This is a genomic window from Bacillus sp. FSL M8-0256 (assembly GCF_038005765.1).
GTDB classification, from domain to species: Bacteria; Bacillota; Bacilli; order Bacillales; family Bacillaceae; genus Bacillus; species Bacillus safensis.
Map to the genome: position 1 here is coordinate 1,549,626 of NZ_JBBOTU010000001.1, position 17,502 is coordinate 1,567,127.

The following is a 17,502-nucleotide window of genomic DNA, read 5'->3' on the forward strand; positions in this document are numbered from 1 at the left end:
GCTCTTAGAGGTGATACAATTGAAATGGACAGTTTATCAGTTACATCAAAAAGCTAAAAACAGCTTCGATTTTCATGAGACGGTTGACTTAAATGAACTTACTAGCCTTCATTCAGATATACGTCGCATTTCACCAGTAGAGGTGAAAGGGACTGGAGTGATCGAATCAAAGCAAGTCGCATTTGATTTAACCATCACAGGTGAAATGACATTGCCTTGTTCAAGAACGCTTGTTGATGTAAATTATCCATTTGCGATTTCAACGAAAGAACTATTTGTACTTCATAAGACAGACGATATAGAAGATGAAGACGTATCTGTTGTAGAAGACGATATCATCGACTTAACGCCTATAGTCAAGGAAGAAATTCTTCTTGAAGTGCCGATGCAAATCTTTTGCGACCAAACAGACGTAAAAGGTGCTGCACCACAGGAAGGGAATGACTGGGCGGTCATTTCGGAAGATGCACATCAAAACCGAATTGATCCGCGTCTGGAAGGCTTGAAGAAGCTCTTAGAAGAAAATAATGAATCTTAACTCTTTAAGGAGGTGGGAATAATGGCTGTACCTTTTAGAAGAACTTCTAAAATGAAAAAAAGATTGCGTCGTACGCATTTCAAACTACAAGTACCTGGTATGGTAGCTTGCCCAGAATGCGGTGAAATGAAAATTTCTCATCGTGTCTGCAAATCTTGCGGAACATACAAAGGCAAAGACGTAAAAAGCAACTAATGCTTGATAAAAAAGCGTAAGGGAATCTTCCCTTGCGTTTTTTTATTTGTCTATTTTTTAGGTTTCTCTCCTGCAAATAGTCTATCTACTCTAGTAAGCGCATATGATGTGGTATTCAGATTCAGGGGGGATGATCAATTGACGATTACAAGGCAGGACGCATGGACGCAAGATGAAGATTTACTTTTAGCAGAAGTCGTCTTAAGACACATTCGAGATGGAGGAACGCAGCTTTCCGCATTTGAAGAAGTCGGAAAAGCGTTGTCAAGAACGGCTGCAGCATGTGGATTCAGGTGGAATTCATACGTCAGAAAACAATATCAGGCAGGCATTGAGCTGGCGAAAAAACAGCGGAAAGAACTGCGTAAAAAGATTGGGATTCATTCCTCGGGTTTACCACAAAATACGTTAACGATAGAAGAAAAGGCAACCTCAGTTCAGGCTGAATTGACCTTGCGAGAAGTAATTCAGTTCTTAGAGCAGCTTGAAAAAGAACCTGCTGGCTCTGCTGATTTACGCGAAGAACTAGCGGACACGCAGCATCAACTGAAGTCGCTCACGGAAGAAAATGAACACTTGAAGCGGCAATTAAAAATGACAGAAGAAGATTACCGGGCACTCATTGGGATTGTTGAAAGAGTCAAACAGAATATCAACTTAAAAGAATATGCTAAATAAGAAAACGCCCCTCACAGAGAAAGGAGGGGCGTTTTGGCATCAGTATTAAGCAGATTCACCTGTATTTTTTTGGATATGGGCAGGTTCCCAGATGAGTGGATTTTCACCTTTGTCGCGTTCCATATCATATTTGACCGCTTCAAAGCCCATTTTATCCCAAAAACCGGCAGATTTGACGCGAGGATTGGTCCGGATTGGCAACCCGAAAGATTTAGCGAAATCAACAAGTGCCTCGCCGTACCCTTTACGCTGATACCCAGGAAGCACTTCCAGCTTCCACAGCTCTAAATAATCATGATTGTGGTCAAAATACGTTGTCGTCGAGCCGTCCACTTGATAAAGGCTCATACGTGCAACCAGCTTATCTCCAAAATAAATCCCGTAAAATGGAGAGTTGCTGTCATTTTCTATCATATTACTTTCAAGGTCTTCAAGCATGGATAGTTCTTGTATGCCATATTCCTTAAATTGTTTAAATTCCTCTAAAGTTTTGTAATTGATTAGAAGTCGCTTTACTTGTGTCATATGATCTTCCCCCTTACACACATAATGTTGACAGTGATGTCGTTGAAGGCGTTTTCATCCCATCCGCCTCAAAAAGTTTTTACACTTATTATTATAGTTTTTAAATTAAAAAAATTCAATCACGGCGCGCCATCTGCTTTTTGCATCGCGGCATGAAACTGTTAAAATGGTTGATATGATGAAGTAAACAGAAAAAGGGAAGTGCGGCAGTTGAACATTGGAATCATTGGCGGCGGTGCGATTGGTCTGCTTTGTGCCAGTTATTTATCACAGCATCATGACATCACTGTTTTGACAAGAAGAAAAGAACAAGCAGAGGAGATTCGAACATCAGGAATTAAGCGAACGGTAAAAGGAAAGACATTCCGGGCGTCTGTGGAGGCAAGGGCAGGGATTACAGGAGTATTTGATCTGCTGATTGTGACAGTGAAATATCACCATCTGCAAGAGGTGCTTGATGAACTATCAACATTACCTCGTCAGCGAATCTTATTTTTACAAAATGGCATGGCACACTTATTAGATTTAGAAAAATGGGACACGTCGCATTCGATATATATAGGTGTCGTAGAGCACGGCGCCATGAAGGTATCAGACCATGCAGTGAACCATACAGGGATCGGTGTCATCAAGTGGGGAGCTTTTCATCCTGAGGATACAGATGATGTGAGAAATGCTTTGAATGAAACGCCAGCCCGTTTTCAGATGATTTATACGGATGAATGGAAAAAAGTGCTGGAGGAAAAACTGCTAGTCAATGTATGCATTAACCCCCTCACGGCTTTATTGCATGTGAAAAATGGAGAATTGATCGCAAATCCTGCATATGAATACATGATGAAATGTGCATTTGAAGAAGCATTGTCCATTTTAGGTCTGCCTGAAGAAGAGCGTCTCTGGTCACATGTCGTTTCAATTTGTAAAAAAACGGCCGCCAATCAATCGTCAATGCTTCAAGATATCGTCAAAGGCCGTGAAACCGAAAGAAAAGCCATCGTTGGCTATCTTTTAAAAAAGGCTCAAGCTCAAGAGATTCTGGCGCCACATCTTACTTTCTTTAATCGAAGCTTGGAAGTATTGGAAAAAAAGCAAACAAAATCTTTTGAGTGAGCTCATTTACATGCTATACTTTTTTCGGGAAACTAACTATTTATTGAAGAAAGGAAGTTCTAAACATGCAATTGACTGAACTTTCCATCCGAAGTCAGAATTTATTCATACGTGATTATATAGAAGAAAAAAAAGAGATGACTGCTTTTTTTGATTATGATATACATTCTGAGCACACATGGAAAAAAAGATACGACGATCTCATGGAAATGAGCTTCCCGCGCGAGGCTTTAGCGGATTATATGAGCGCATACCACGCAAAGTTTGAATCGGCAGCGATGCGTCAGAACATTGAAAAGATCCGTGACGAACGGAGTGTCATGGTGGTTGGAGGACAGCAGGCAGGCCTACTTTCAGGACCGCTTTATACCATACATAAAATCATATCCATTATTCAGTTCGCAAAAGAAAAAGAATCAGCGCTTGGCGTTCCTGTGATTCCAGTCTTTTGGGTAGCAGGTGAGGATCATGACGTAGATGAAATTAATTTTGTCTACACATCCGGCGAAAAAGGTCCAGTCAAGCAAAAGCTGCCATTACATAACGTCAAAAAAACTGCGGCCAAAAGAACACCTCTGCATCAAGAAAAAACAGAAAAATGGCTCCGCGATGTGTTTTCAACGTATGAAGAATCTGCGTATACTAATGACTTGCTTGGTAAGCTTCTTCGATGTTTACGCAAATCGCAAACGTTTACGGATTTCTTTGAATGGATTGTATGCGACCTTTTTGAAGAAGATGGACTGCTTCTATTTAATTCAGGAGACTTAGGCGTCAAACCACTTGAGCGTACGTTATTCAAGCACATTGTCGAGACAAATGATGCAGTCACAGCTCGTTTGAATGAAACGCAGGCTGCCATGAAACGAGCGGGATATCAGCCGATCATTGAAGCTGGTGACAATCAGGCGAACCTGTTTTACGAATATGATGAAGAGCGTTTCCTTATTGAAAAAGAAAACGGCCAGTTTTCTATATCAGAAGTGGGGCTTACGTGGACAAAAGAAGAGCTTTTGCAGGAAATTGAGGAGCACCCAGAACGGTTCAGCAACAATGTGGTGACGCGTCCCTTAATGCAGGAAACCCTTCTCCCAACACTTGCTTTTATGGCAGGACACGGTGAAGTCAACTATTGGGGAGAACTGAAAGGAATCTTTGAGCATTTTGAATTAAAGATGGCACCCGTTCTTCCAAGACTGCACGTGACCATTCTTGAAAGGCACATCGATAAGAAGCTGCCGGTCAGAGAACTTTCTCTAGAAGAAGTGCTTACAAACGGAGTGAAAGAAAAGAAAGAGGCTCACTTTGAGCAAAGCCTTCCAGACAGCTTTGTTCAAGCCGTTGATCAAGCGAAACGTGAATTAGCGAATGTTCATGGTGTATTGAGGCAAGAAGCACTGAAGGTTGAACCAAACTTCGAGCAGCTGCTAGATAAAAATGCCAAATTTATCGAAGATCAGCTTCAATTTGTTTATCAAAAGGTGGCGCAGCGTGTGGAAGAAAAGGAAGGTTATATCCTTCGAGATTTTGAACGGATTGAAAACAGCTTAAAACCATTAGATGCCCCGCAAGAAAGAATTTGGAATATCATGTACTTTTTAAACAAATATGGTCCAGAATTCTTCAAAACGTTCAAAAATCTGCCATTTTCATTTCAAAACAAGCAGCAAATTGTCAAACTTTGAAATAAAGTTTTAATGAACCCTGACTAGTTCAGGGTTTTTTTTTATGTAGAAACAGTGTAAAATAAGTTTTGTGGAGAGAAGTGGTGGATAGTGGAGAGTAAGGGTGAGAAAGTGGGGCTCTGATTATCATGTTCATGGGTGAATACCAACATACGATTGATACAAAAGGGCGCATGATCATCCCTGCTAAATTTAGAGACGGTCTCGGAGAACAGTTTGTGCTGACGAGAGGGCTTGATCAATGTTTATTTGGCTACCCTATGAGTGAGTGGAAACTAATTGAAGAGAAACTCAAAGCACTGCCGCTAACGAAAAAAGATGCACGTGCGTTTACCCGGTTCTTCTTCTCCGGCGCAGTTGAATGTGATCTGGACAAGCAGGGGCGCATTAATATCGCATCAAACCTACTCCAATATGCAAAACTCGAAAAAGAATGTGTGGTCATCGGCGTTTCAAATCGAATTGAGTTGTGGAGTAAGTCGATCTGGGAACAATATACAGAAGAGCAAGAAGATTCTTTTGCTGAAATTGCTGAAAACATGATTGGGTTTGATATATAATAATCCCTTGTGCAGCAAGCTTTCTACACATTCATTTCTATTTGAAAAAGGTGGGACCATAACATCATGTTTCAACATGAGACAGTATTATTAAAAGAAACAGTTGACGGTTTAAACGTCAAAGAAGACGGTACATATGTAGACTGCACGCTGGGCGGAGCAGGTCATAGCTCATATTTACTATCTCAACTATCAGAAAAAGGTACATTGATTGGATTTGACCAAGACGATGCTGCACTGGATCATGCACGAGAGAAGCTCGCAGATTCAAAAGCGAACATTCTTTTCATAAAGAGCAACTTCCGATATTTAAAAGAACGTCTGAATGAACAAGGCATTACAAGCGTAGACGGTGTGATTTTTGACCTTGGGGTTTCATCTCCTCAGCTCGACACACCAGAGAGAGGCTTTAGTTATCACCATGATGCACCTCTTGACATGCGAATGGATCAAACAGCCGCATTGTCGGCAAAACAAGTGGTGAATGAATGGCCATTTGAAGATCTAGTTCGGATTTTCTACAAATATGGGGAAGAAAAATTCAGCAAGCAAATCGCACGCAAAATTGAAGAAGCTAGAAAAAAAGCACCAATTGAAACAACAGGTGAGCTTGTCGACATTATCAAAGAAGGAATTCCCGCACCTGCAAGACGAACTGGCGGACATCCAGCAAAAAGAGTGTTTCAAGCGATCCGAATTGCTGTCAATGATGAATTAAAAGTTTTTGAAGAAGCACTAGAACAAGCAATAGAGTTACTCAATCCGAAGGGGAGAATTTCTGTCATTACATTCCATTCACTTGAAGACCGGATTTGTAAAAGTACATTTAAAGAAATGTCTTCTCTTCCAGAACTTCCGCACGGACTACCAGTGATTCCAGAAGGACTTGAACCAAAGCTGAAGCTGATCACGAGAAAACCAATCGTTGCATCAGAACAAGAGCTGGAACATAACAACCGTGCCCGTTCAGCGAAGCTCCGAATTGCAGAAAAAAAGTAAAACGACACCATAGATGATGATAAAAAGGAGGTTTCTTATGAGTAATTTGGCTTACCAAAGAGAAGTAAAACAATATCAAACAGAGCAGCAAGGCCAATCGGTTGTTATTAAAAGAAGAGGTTCTATCACACTTGGTGAAAAAATCTTACTTGTCATGTTTGTCATGGCTCTTATGTGCAGCTCCATTCTCATCATTTCTAAAGCCTTTGCTGTCTATCACGCCAATATCGAGGTGCAGAAATTAGAGCAGCAAGTATCTTTAGAATCGAAGAAGATCACTGAGCTTCAAAAGGAAAAAGACTTGCTGAGTGAACCAGAGAGAGTCATTGATACTGCGAAAAAAGCTGGCTTAAGCATTTCGAAAGATGTTAAGAAGGTCGATTAAGATGGCGATGCCTAAAAAGAATAAAATGATGAACAGAGGCGCGGCAATTGCGAGTATTTGCTTCGCCCTGTTTTTCTTTATCATCCTTGCACGTTTTATTTATATTCAGATTACAGGAACGGTCGATGGCCAAGTGTTAGCCGCAAAGGCAAATGAACAATATCAATCGAAGAAAACACTTGAAGCGAAAAGAGGGTCTATTTTAGACCGAAATGGGAATGTGATTGCCGAGGATACGTCTGTCTATAAGCTCATTGCGATCATGAGCAAGAAAATGACGGTCGATCCAAAGCACCCGATGCATGTCGTCGACAAAGAAAAGACAGCAAAAGAGCTGTCAAAAGTCATTGATATGAGCGAAAGCGAAATTTTAAAGCGTCTGAATACAAAAGATGCGTTCCAAGTTGAGTTTGGTAAAGCTGGGAAAGACATCAGTTTTTCAACAAAAGAAAAAATTGAAAAGCTAAAGCTTCCAGGGATCGCATTTGAAAAAGACACGAAGCGATATTATCCAAACGGCATGTTTGCGTCGAATCTGATCGGTTATGCAAGATTAGATGAGGCAACGAAGGACATGTCAGGCGCGATGGGACTTGAGAAGGCGCTGAACAAATTTTTAAAAGAAAAAGACGGCTATGTGACATATAACAGTGACAGAAGCGGATGGGCTCTTCCAAATAGTAAAGAAGACATTGTCGCTCCGAAGGATGGAAAAAATGTCACGCTGACCATCGATCAAAAAATCCAAGCGTTCCTTGAAGAAAGTATGACGCAGGTTGCCAAAAAATATAAACCGAAGAAAATCATTGCCACAGTCGTTGACCCAAAAACGGGAAAGGTGCTCGCGATGGGACAGCGGCCAAGCTTTAATTTAAATGAATTAGACATTACGAATTATAACAATGATGTCATTTCATATGCGTTTGAACCAGGTTCAACGATGAAAATCTTCACACTTGCTGCGGCAATCCAAGAAGGGGTCTACCAAGGCAATGATAAATATCAATCTGGTACTTATAAAGTAGGAGGCGGCCTTGTAAGAGACCACAACAATGGAAACGGCTGGGGGAAAATTGACTTTCATGAAGGGGTTCTCCGTTCGTCTAACGTAGCTTTTGCAAAGCTGGCAAAAGAAAAATTAGGCTTCACGCGCTACGAACAATATTTGCAGAAGTTCCATTTCTATGACAAAACAGGTATTGACTTACCGAACGAAGCGTCTAGTAAAATCAATTACAGATACGAATATGACAAAGCATCGACGGCTTACGGTCAAGCGTCTGCCATTACACCGATTCAACAAATCGAAGCAGCGACAGCGATAGCAAACGGCGGAACGATGATGAAGCCATATGTCATTGATCATATTACAGACCCGAACACAAACAAAACGATTTTACAGCACGAACCAACAGTAGCTGGAAAACCAATTTCCTCTGATACAGCAAAGCAAGTCCGTGACATTTTAGGTGAGGTGGTTTCCTCGAAGATTGGAACAGGCCAGCCTTACCAAATCAAAGGATTTGACGTTGCTGGGAAAACAGGAACAGGACAAATTGGCGGTGCCGGCGGTTATCTCAAAGGAAGAAACGATTACGTCTTTTCATTTATGGGAATGGCGCCAAAAGATGATCCGAAGCTGCTCGTTTATGTCGCTGTACAGCAGCCGCAGCTGTCTGATACAGAAACTGGCTCTGCCCCAGTTGCACAAATCTTTAACCCAGTCATGAAAAATAGTCTGCTATATTTAAATATTGCACCAACAAAAACAGACGATAAAAAATCAGGCGAACAAAAAGTGAAACAAGAAACAATGCCTTCATTCTTAGATTTAGAAGTGAAGCAGGCGGAAACAGAAGCCAAAAACAAAAACTTAACGCCTGTTGTCATCGGCGACGGCCTCTCCATTAAACGACAGTGGCCAAGTGCAGGCTCTGAATTCTCTGAAAGCCAGAAAGTTTACTTGAAAACAGCAGGAAAAACGATAAAAATGCCTGATATGACAGGCTGGTCGAGACGGGAAGTCCTTCAATATGCATCCATTTCCGGTGTGCATATCGAAACAAAAGGACAAGGATATGCTGTCAAACAAAGTGTGAAAAATGGAGCGGAGATTTCAGATAAAGTCGTCACTGTGACATTTAAAAGCCCGAATTAACTGCAAAACCTAGCAAACCACTTGCTAGGTTTTTTCTTTTGCCGAGCGGTATAGACGAGACGTTCTACATAAGGACGGGCCTGCATATGATGGAAACAAGCCATATGTATGTAAGGAGTGAACCGGGCGTGCGAGTATCAAGTGTAACAGTGAGAAAACGATTGCTTTTCGTGCTGATGTTTGGGGTGATCATTTTTTTCATCATAGATACTAGATTAGGATATGTACAGTTTATTATGGGCGAGAAGCTCACAAGCTTAGCAAAAGATTCATGGAGCCGGAATCTCCCGTTCGAACCAGAAAGGGGAGATATTTTGGACCGAAATGGGGTAGAGCTTGCGACGAACAAAAGTGCCCCATCTATATTGGTCGTCCCGCGGCAAATTAAAGATCCCGCAGAAACAAGCAAAAAACTGGCGGCAGTACTGAATATGTCTGAAGAGAAAGCGTACAAGCACGTCACAAAGAAAACATCCATCGAACGAATTTCTCCAGAAGGCAGAAAAGTATCTCATGAAAAAGCAAAAGAAGTCAGAGAGCTTGATTTAGATGGCGTTTATGTTGCGGAAGACAGCATCAGACACTATCCGTTTGGCAGTTTTCTTTCTCATGTGCTGGGCTTCGCTGGAATTGATAATCAAGGGTTACTTGGACTGGAAGCCTATTATGATGATGACCTAAAAGGTGAAAAAGGCTCTGTCAAGTTCTATTCCGATGCAAAAGGGCAGAAAATGCCAGATGAAGCAGATGATTATACACCGCCTAAAGATGGTCTTGATATGAAGTTAACTGTCGATGCGAAGGTGCAAACCATTATAGAACGGGAATTAGACAATGCGCAGGCAAAATATAACCCAGATGGGATGATTGCAATTGCGATGAACCCGAAGAACGGTGAAGTGCTTGGGATGTCGAGCAGACCGGATTTTGATCCAGCGGATTATCAATCAGTTGACTCGAAAGTGTTTAACCGAAATCTACCGGTGTGGAGCACATATGAGCCAGGTTCAACGTTTAAAATTATTACGCTTGCAGCAGCACTAGAAGAGAAAAAAGTCAATTTAAAACGCGATCATTTTTTTGACAGCGGTTCTGTGACAGTTGATGGTGCAAGACTTAGGTGCTGGAAAAAAGGCGGCCACGGATCACAGTCATTTTTAGAAGTGGTTCAAAACTCCTGTAACCCCGGTTTTGTTGAACTAGGCGATCGTCTAGGAAAGGATAAATTATTTTCCTATATTAAAAATTTCGGATTTGGCCAAAAAACAGGAATCGATCTTCAAGGGGAAGGGCGAGGCATTTTGTTCCCGCTGGACCGGGTTGGCCCTGTAGAGCAGGCGACAACTGCCTTTGGTCAAGGTGTATCTGTTACGCCGATACAGCAAGTAGCTGCCGTAGCAGCTGCGGTAAATGGCGGAACACTTTACACGCCGTACATTGCAAAAGAATGGATAGATCCAATCACAAAAGAGGTAGTGAAAAAGCAATCACCGATTGCCAAAAAGAAAGTGATTTCAGCAGAAACATCCAAAGAAATCAGATATGCGCTTGAAAGTGTAGTCGCTCAAGGAACTGGCCGAAATGCATTTGTTGAAGGATATCGAGTTGGCGGAAAAACAGGGACAGCACAGAAGGTAAAAGACGGCAAGTACATGGAAAATAACCACATTGTGTCATTTATCGGATTTGCGCCTGCTGATGATCCGAGTATCGTTGTATATGTGGCTGTAGATAACCCGAAAGGCACTATTCAATTTGGCGGGACAGTTGCTGCACCAATTGTGGGTCATATTATGCGGGACAGCCTGCCTGAGATGGGTGTGAAAAAAAGAAAAGGACAAATTGAAAAGAAGTACCAGTGGCTGGACACAAAAACCATTGAAGTACCGAATCTTGTAGGGGGTTCTGTTTCAGACCTTGAATCCTTACTGATTAACCTGAAGATCGATGCTTCTGGAACTGGCAGTAAAGTGGTGAAGCAATCGCCTGCTGCCGGGACAAAAGTCAAAGAAGGCTCCACCATCAGATTATACTTAAACGATGAATAATAAAGAATGAACAGAGGGTAGCCGCACTCATTCGGCTGCCTCTTTTTGTTGAAAGAGAAGGTCTGTTTAAAAAAAAGAGCCCAAAGTGTGTTTTTTCCAAGAGAAACTTAAGGAATACGCTGGATGTATCCCTTTTTTTACGATAAAATATAGACTGTGTGTTTTTTTCACAAGACATGCACGTGAACGAATTTGAGAGGTTTGATATGAAATGAAATTACAAGAACTCCTTACATATTTTAAAAGTGAAAACAACGAACTAATAAACGAAAATCCTGATATCACTTCCATTGAAATGGATTCAAGAGAGGTGAAAAAAGGAAGCCTTTTTGTCTGTATAAAAGGCTATACAGTAGATGGACACGATTATGCTGAAAAAGCGGTGAAAAGCGGGGCTGCAGCGATTGTAGCAGAACACCCTCTTAACATATCAGATGTACCAGTCATTATTGTAAAACACTCTCAAAGAGCTCTTGCAAGAATAGCTGATGCGTTTTACGAGCAGCCAACTCATAAGCTGAATCTCATCGGGATCACAGGAACAAACGGAAAAACTTCGACAACACACATGATTGAACAAATGATGAGAAAAGCCGAAAAGAAAACTGGCTTAATCGGTACGATGTATATGAAGGTGAATGATGACATTCTCGATGTGAAAAACACCACACCTGAAAGTGTCACGCTTCAGAAAACTTTTAAACAGATGCTTGACCAAGATGTAGACACAGCCATTATGGAAGTATCATCACATGCACTGCATCTTGGCAGGGTACATGGATGTGATTATGATATTGCTGTTTTCACAAACCTTTCTCAGGACCATCTTGATTACCACAACACAATGGAAGAATATAAACATGCGAAAAGCTTGCTATTCTCACAGCTTGGCAGTGCCTTTCATCACGACAAGCCGAAGCATGCGATTTTAAATGCAGATGATGACGCTTCGAGTTATTATGAAAAAGTGACAGCTGCTGAAGTCATGACATATGGCTTAGAGCAAGAAGCAGATGTGATGGCAAAGAATATTCAAATCAAACCGAAGGGGACTCAATTTGATTTGATCACTCCAATTGGCACAAAAAATGTGACAGTTGCCCTCATCGGTAAGTTTAATGTGTACAACATCCTAGCAGCTGTATCAGTAGGGATCGTATCTGGCTTAACATTTGAAACGATTGTAAGTGCTATTGAAGAGCTGGAGGGAGTCAAAGGCCGATTTGAACTTGTGAACTTTGATCAAGATTTCCCTGTTATCGTCGATTACGCCCATACACCTGACAGCTTAGAAAATGTCCTTACAACGTGTAGAGAATTAACAGAGGGCAAAATTTTCTGTGTGATAGGCTGCGGCGGCGACCGTGATAAAACAAAGCGTCCTCAAATGGCCCAAATCGCTGTGAAGTATGCAGATGAACCTGTATTTACATCAGACAACCCAAGAAGCGAAGATCCTTCAGCTATTTTAAAGGATATGGAAAATGGGGTGCCAGACGCATATTATCATAGTTTTGTGAATCGCAAACAAGCCATCTTTTTTGCAATTGCCAATGCGAAAAAAGGCGATACAGTCTTAATAGCGGGTAAAGGTCATGAGACATATCAAATCGTCGGCGATCAAGTTTACGATTTTGATGATGCAAAGGTTGCTATGGAGGCTATTTTAGATCTAAACAAATCTTAAAATGATGAAAAGAGTGTAATGAAATGAAGCATTTTGTACAAAAACAACATACGAAGAACGCGAATGAATACCTTAATAATGAATGTGATTTTCTGATGGAAAACGGCTTTGGAAATTCGGAAGGAGTAAAGAACGATGCTTGAACAGGTGATATTGTTTACAATCATAATGGGATTTTTAATCAGTGTTCTTTTATCCCCGATTTTTATTCCGTTTTTAAGAAGGCTTAAATTTGGTCAAAGTATTAGAGAAGAAGGACCACAGTCTCACCAAAAGAAATCAGGTACTCCGACAATGGGCGGAATTATGATTATCTTTTCTATTACCATTACAACGATTGTGATGATCAACAAATTTTCTGAGATTAGTCCAGAAATGTTTTTATTGTTATTTGTCACGCTTGGCTACGGTCTATTAGGATTTTTAGATGATTATATTAAAGTAGCGATGAAACGAAACCTAGGTTTAACATCGAAACAGAAATTAATTGGTCAAATTGTGATCGCAGTGATTTTTTATGCAGTCTTCCATTATTATCAGTTTGCAACGACGATTCGCATTCCAGGAACAGATGTGAGCTTCGATTTAGGATGGGCTTACTTTATCCTTGTCGTTTTCATGCTTGTCGGAGGTTCTAATGCCGTGAACTTAACGGATGGACTGGATGGTCTATTATCTGGAACCGCGGCTATTGCCTTTGGAGCCTTTGCTATATTGGCTTGGAATCAATCACAGTACGATGTAGCGATCTTTTCAGTAGCTGTTGCTGGAGCCGTTCTTGGGTTTCTTGTGTTTAACGCGCATCCTGCAAAAGTATTTATGGGTGATACAGGGTCGCTTGCTTTAGGCGGAGCGATTGTAGCAATTGCGATTTTAACAAAGCTTGAAATTTTACTTGTCATTATTGGAGGAGTATTTGTTGTCGAAACGTTATCCGTTATTCTTCAAGTGATCTCCTTTAAAACAACTGGAAAAAGAATCTTTAAGATGAGTCCGCTTCACCACCACTATGAGTTAGTTGGCTGGTCTGAGTGGAGAGTAGTTGTCACCTTCTGGACAGCTGGTTTATTACTTGCTGTTTTAGGAATTTACATCGAGGTGTGGTTATAATTGAATAAGATGCAAATGTTAAAAAACGAACATGTACTAGTATTAGGTCTTGCAAAAAGCGGATATGCGGCAGCTTCAATTCTTCATGAGCATGGAGTAAATGTCATAGTAAATGACCAAAAGCCGTTTGAAGAAAATGAACCTGCTCAGCTTCTTTCTGAAAAGGGGATTGATGTCGTTTGCGGCAGCCATCCTCTTCGTATGTTCGATGATAAAGAAATTACGATTTTAATTAAAAATCCAGGAATTCCATATGAAAATGTGATGGTTCAAGAAGCGCTTCGCCGACGAATTCCAGTTTGGACGGAAATAGAATTAGCTTATCATTTAACCTCAGCTCCTTTTATTGGGATTACTGGATCAAATGGAAAAACCACTACCACGACTTTGATTTATGAAATGTTGAAACAAGACAGTCAAAAAACTTTAGTGGCAGGTAATATTGGCACAGTTGCCAGCGAAGTCGCTGCAAAGGCAGCTGGCGATGAGTGGATCGTAACTGAACTCTCTTCTTTTCAGTTAATGGGAACAGTTGATTTCAGACCTAAAATCAGCTTAATATTAAATATTTTTGATGCACATTTAGACTATCACCACACTCGTGATGAATATGAAAAAGCAAAGCAGAAAGTATACGCACATCAACTTGAAGATGACATAGCTGTTATTAACCTCGATGATCCATCAGTCGTAAAACTGGCTGAAGCTTCAAAAGCAAAAAAAGTGTTTTTCTCAGTGAAAGAGCAAGTAGAACATGGTGCGTATATTAAAAATGGTGCGATCTACTACATGAATGAACATATCATCGATTTAAAGGATGTTGTTCTTCCTGGTGAGCATAACCAAGAAAATATTTTGGCAGCTATTTGTGTTGTGAAAAATGCAGGCTGTTCAAATGAAGCAATCGCACACGTTCTCACGACATTTAGTGGAGTGAAGCATCGTCTGCAGTTTGTAGATACAATTCAAAGCAGAAAATTCTATAACGATAGTAAAGCCACCAATATACTGGCAACAAGTAAAGCATTGTCAGCTTTTAATCAGCCGACCATTTTACTAGCTGGCGGGCTTGATCGCGGCAATGAATTTGATGAATTGAAACCTTTTATGAAAAATGTAAAAGGAATTATCACATTTGGTGAGACGGCACCTAAGTTTGTGAAGCTTGGTGAAGAACTGGGAATACATCACGTAAAACATGTCGATAATGTTGAACAAGCAGTACCTGCGGCGTTTAACATTTCTGAAGAAGAAGACGTGATTTTATTATCCCCGGCTTGTGCAAGCTGGGATCAACATAAAACATTTGAAGAACGTGGAGACATGTTTGTAAACGCCGTGCATATGCTTAAATAAGGGCTTGTCTCTCGTATGACTGACAGCCCAAATGAAATTATGCTTGGGGTGTCGGTCTCTTGACGAATAAGAAAACTTCTCCGGACTTTTTGCTTGTTGTCATTACGTTACTTTTATTGACGATTGGTTTAATTATGGTGTACAGCGCTAGTGCTGTGTGGGCATCGTATAAATTTGATGATTCGTTTTATTTTGCAAAAAGACAGCTTTTGTTTGCCGGAATCGGAGTTATCGCGATGTTTTTCATTATGCGAGTCGATTATTGGACGTGGCGGACTTGGTCAAAGATATTGATTGCTGTTTGTTTTCTCCTTTTGCTGCTTGTACTTATTCCTGGTATCGGTATGGAGAGAAATGGATCAAGAAGCTGGATCGGTGTCGGTGCGTTTAGTATTCAGCCCTCTGAATTTATGAAGCTTGCGATGATTGCGTTTCTTGCAAAATTCTTATCTGAAAAGCAAAAAAATATCACATCCTTTCGTAAAGGTTTCGCACCAGCATTAGGCATTGTATTTTCTGCATTTGCCATCATCATGCTGCAGCCAGATTTGGGAACAGGGACGGTAATGGTTGGAACCTGTATTATTATGATATTTGTTTCAGGTGCGAGAATTGCTCACTTTATATTTCTCGGTCTTTTAGGGCTCAGCGGATTTGCTGCACTAGTCTTATCAGCGCCCTACCGCATAAAACGAATTACATCGTACTTAAATCCTTGGGAAGATCCACTAGGCAGTGGGTTTCAAATTATTCAATCCTTATACGCTGTTGGTCCAGGCGGTCTGTTCGGAATGGGTCTCGGTCAAAGTAGACAAAAATTCTTTTATTTACCTGAGCCTCAAACAGACTTCATCTTTGCAATATTGTCTGAAGAGCTTGGCTTTATAGGAGGATCACTCATTTTGCTGCTCTTTAGTGTTCTATTATGGAGAGGCATACGAATAGCACTTGGAGCCCCAGACTTATATGGAAGTTTCCTAGCAGTTGGTATTATTTCAATGGTTGCCATTCAAGTGATGATTAATATCGCAGTTGTTACTGGACTTATCCCTGTGACAGGTATCACGCTCCCATTCCTAAGTTATGGCGGCTCATCACTGACATTAATGCTGATGGCAATTGGCGTACTCTTAAATGTAAGCAGGTACGCTAGATATTAGTGCTGCTAGTTCATGAAACCATGATGACATTTATTTTGCAAAAGTACAAAAAAATGATTTGAAGAGTAGAAATGACAGATTTTGTATTGGAAACATGTTTTTTGACTCTTCTTTACAGGTTTTAACGGAGCCCTGTTGTTTAAAACAGGGTTTATACTTTGTTCAGAGCAGAAAAAAATTGAGGGGAAATGGTATAATGCGTATAGTAATCAGTGGAGGCGGAACAGGCGGACATATTTATCCAGCCTTAGCTTTTATTAAAGAAGTGAAAAGACTGCATCCTGATGTAGAATTTTTATATATTGGTACTGAAAATGGACTTGAAAAGAAAATTGTAGAAAGAGAAAATATCCCTTTCAAATCCATAGAAATTTCAGGTTTTAAAAGAAAGCTTTCCTTTGATAACGTAAAAACGGTGATGAGATTTCTAAAAGGCGTTCAAAAAAGCAAATCTTACTTAAAGGAATTTAAGCCAGATGCGGTCATTGGAACAGGTGGTTATGTGTGCGGCCCTGTCGTTTATGCAGCTTCTAAGCTGAAAATCCCGACCATTATTCACGAACAGAACAGCCTGCCTGGTATCACAAATAAGTTTCTAGCAAGATATGTTGATAAGGTAGCCATCTGCTTTGAAGAAGCAAAGGCACATTTTCCTTCTGAAAAGGTTGTATTTACGGGAAACCCTAGAGCCTCTGAAGTCGTCTCTATAAAAGAGGGGAAATCTCTGAAGGAGTTTGGACTGGATGAAACGAAAAAAACGGTTCTTATTTTTGGCGGGAGCCGGGGGGCTGCGCCGATTAATAGAGCAGTTATTGACATGCAAGATGCATTAAAGGCTAAGAACTATCAGCTTTTATATATCACGGGTGAGGTTCATTATGAAAAAGTGCTGAACGAACTAAAGGAAAAAGGTGCAGCACCTAATATGATCACAAAGCCTTTCTTGCATCAAATGCCGGAGTATTTGAAATCAATTGATGTGATTGTTGCAAGAGCCGGTGCCACAACGATTGCTGAGGTGACAGCCCTTGGAATTCCAACTATTTTTATTCCAAGCCCATACGTGACGGCAAATCACCAGGAAATCAATGCAAGATCACTAGAAAAGCATGACGCTGCAATCGTTTTAAGAGAATCAGAGCTTTCTGGAGAAAGCCTCCTTCATGCCATTGATGAAATTGCTGGTAATGAAGAAAAATTAAACGAAATGAGCCGTTTAACAAAAGAACTTGGAGTACCAGATGCGGCTGGACGTTTATATAATGTATTAAAAGAAATTACGACTACATGATGGAATGATATTAGGTA

General features: G+C 40.7%; 16 protein-coding genes. 15 read left to right on the forward strand and 1 reads right to left on the reverse strand.

Annotated features, from left to right (window positions below; genetic code table 11):
* The first annotated feature begins 19 nt into the window (after positions 1-19).
* The 3 genes from NSQ76_RS07835 (at position 20) to gerR (ending at position 1,411) form a co-directional block, all read left to right on the forward strand.
* A complete protein-coding gene (locus NSQ76_RS07835; protein ID WP_019743276.1) occupies positions 20-538 on the forward strand; it encodes a YceD family protein in 519 nt (172 codons plus the stop codon).
* Between the two features lie 21 nt (positions 539-559).
* On the forward strand, positions 560-733 hold the full coding sequence (gene rpmF / locus NSQ76_RS07840) for a 50S ribosomal protein L32 (RefSeq protein ID WP_008354700.1): 174 nt from the start codon (positions 560-562) through the stop codon (positions 731-733).
* A 138-nt stretch (positions 734-871) separates the two neighbouring features.
* Positions 872-1,411 carry a sporulation-specific transcriptional regulator GerR gene (gene gerR, locus NSQ76_RS07845; protein WP_024426922.1) on the forward strand — a complete coding sequence of 180 codons (540 nt, stop codon included), beginning with the start codon at positions 872-874 and terminating at the stop codon, positions 1,409-1,411.
* A 45-nt stretch (positions 1,412-1,456) separates the two neighbouring features.
* Here the strand turns inward: gerR and NSQ76_RS07850 are convergent, their stop codons facing one another.
* Positions 1,457-1,936 carry an N-acetyltransferase gene (locus NSQ76_RS07850; RefSeq protein ID WP_007499784.1) on the reverse strand — a complete coding sequence of 160 codons (480 nt, stop codon included), beginning with the start codon at positions 1,934-1,936 and terminating at the stop codon, positions 1,457-1,459.
* Positions 1,937-2,146: 210 nt separating this feature from the next.
* On the opposite strand from NSQ76_RS07850, the gene NSQ76_RS07855 reads away from it, so the two are divergent.
* From NSQ76_RS07855 to murG, 12 genes are all read left to right on the forward strand, one after another.
* Complete coding sequence (locus NSQ76_RS07855) at positions 2,147-3,046, forward strand: 2-dehydropantoate 2-reductase (protein ID WP_034623698.1); 900 nt, start codon at positions 2,147-2,149, stop codon at positions 3,044-3,046.
* 65 nt (positions 3,047-3,111) lie between these two features.
* Entirely contained in the window at positions 3,112-4,731 is a 1,620-nt protein-coding gene (gene bshC, locus NSQ76_RS07860; RefSeq protein ID WP_034623696.1) for a bacillithiol biosynthesis cysteine-adding enzyme BshC, read from the forward strand.
* Positions 4,732-4,859: 128 nt separating this feature from the next.
* Positions 4,860-5,291: a division/cell wall cluster transcriptional repressor MraZ gene (mraZ, locus tag NSQ76_RS07865; protein ID WP_003211163.1), complete on the forward strand. Its 432-nt coding sequence runs from the start codon at positions 4,860-4,862 to the stop codon at positions 5,289-5,291.
* A 66-nt stretch (positions 5,292-5,357) separates the two neighbouring features.
* Complete coding sequence (rsmH, locus tag NSQ76_RS07870) at positions 5,358-6,290, forward strand: 16S rRNA (cytosine(1402)-N(4))-methyltransferase RsmH (protein WP_024426925.1); 933 nt, start codon at positions 5,358-5,360, stop codon at positions 6,288-6,290.
* 37 nt (positions 6,291-6,327) lie between these two features.
* The gene (gene ftsL / locus NSQ76_RS07875; protein WP_024424265.1) at positions 6,328-6,675 is read left to right on the forward strand and encodes a cell division protein FtsL; all 348 of its coding nucleotides are present in this window, start codon (positions 6,328-6,330) and stop codon (positions 6,673-6,675) included.
* Positions 6,676-6,682: 7 nt separating this feature from the next.
* Entirely contained in the window at positions 6,683-8,833 is a 2,151-nt protein-coding gene (locus NSQ76_RS07880; RefSeq protein ID WP_341055767.1) for a penicillin-binding protein, read from the forward strand.
* Between the two features lie 128 nt (positions 8,834-8,961).
* Complete coding sequence (locus NSQ76_RS07885) at positions 8,962-10,881, forward strand: stage V sporulation protein D (RefSeq protein ID WP_034623693.1); 1,920 nt, start codon at positions 8,962-8,964, stop codon at positions 10,879-10,881.
* A 211-nt stretch (positions 10,882-11,092) separates the two neighbouring features.
* Positions 11,093-12,568, forward strand: coding sequence for a UDP-N-acetylmuramoyl-L-alanyl-D-glutamate--2,6-diaminopimelate ligase (locus NSQ76_RS07890; RefSeq protein ID WP_034623692.1), 1,476 nt, complete (start codon positions 11,093-11,095; stop codon positions 12,566-12,568).
* Positions 12,569-12,703: 135 nt separating this feature from the next.
* Positions 12,704-13,678, forward strand: coding sequence for a phospho-N-acetylmuramoyl-pentapeptide-transferase (gene mraY / locus NSQ76_RS07895; RefSeq protein WP_003211854.1), 975 nt, complete (start codon positions 12,704-12,706; stop codon positions 13,676-13,678).
* A gap of 9 nt (positions 13,679-13,687) precedes the next feature.
* Positions 13,688-15,034, forward strand: a complete 1,347-nt coding sequence (gene murD, locus NSQ76_RS07900) for a UDP-N-acetylmuramoyl-L-alanine--D-glutamate ligase (protein ID WP_029707663.1) — start codon at positions 13,688-13,690, stop codon at positions 15,032-15,034.
* A gap of 59 nt (positions 15,035-15,093) precedes the next feature.
* On the forward strand, positions 15,094-16,194 hold the full coding sequence (gene spoVE, locus NSQ76_RS07905) for a stage V sporulation protein E (protein ID WP_024424259.1): 1,101 nt from the start codon (positions 15,094-15,096) through the stop codon (positions 16,192-16,194).
* A 196-nt stretch (positions 16,195-16,390) separates the two neighbouring features.
* Positions 16,391-17,485 (forward strand): undecaprenyldiphospho-muramoylpentapeptide beta-N-acetylglucosaminyltransferase, encoded by a 1,095-nt coding sequence (murG, locus tag NSQ76_RS07910; RefSeq protein ID WP_024426929.1) that lies wholly within the window; start codon positions 16,391-16,393, stop codon positions 17,483-17,485.
* Positions 17,486-17,502 lie beyond the last annotated feature (17 nt).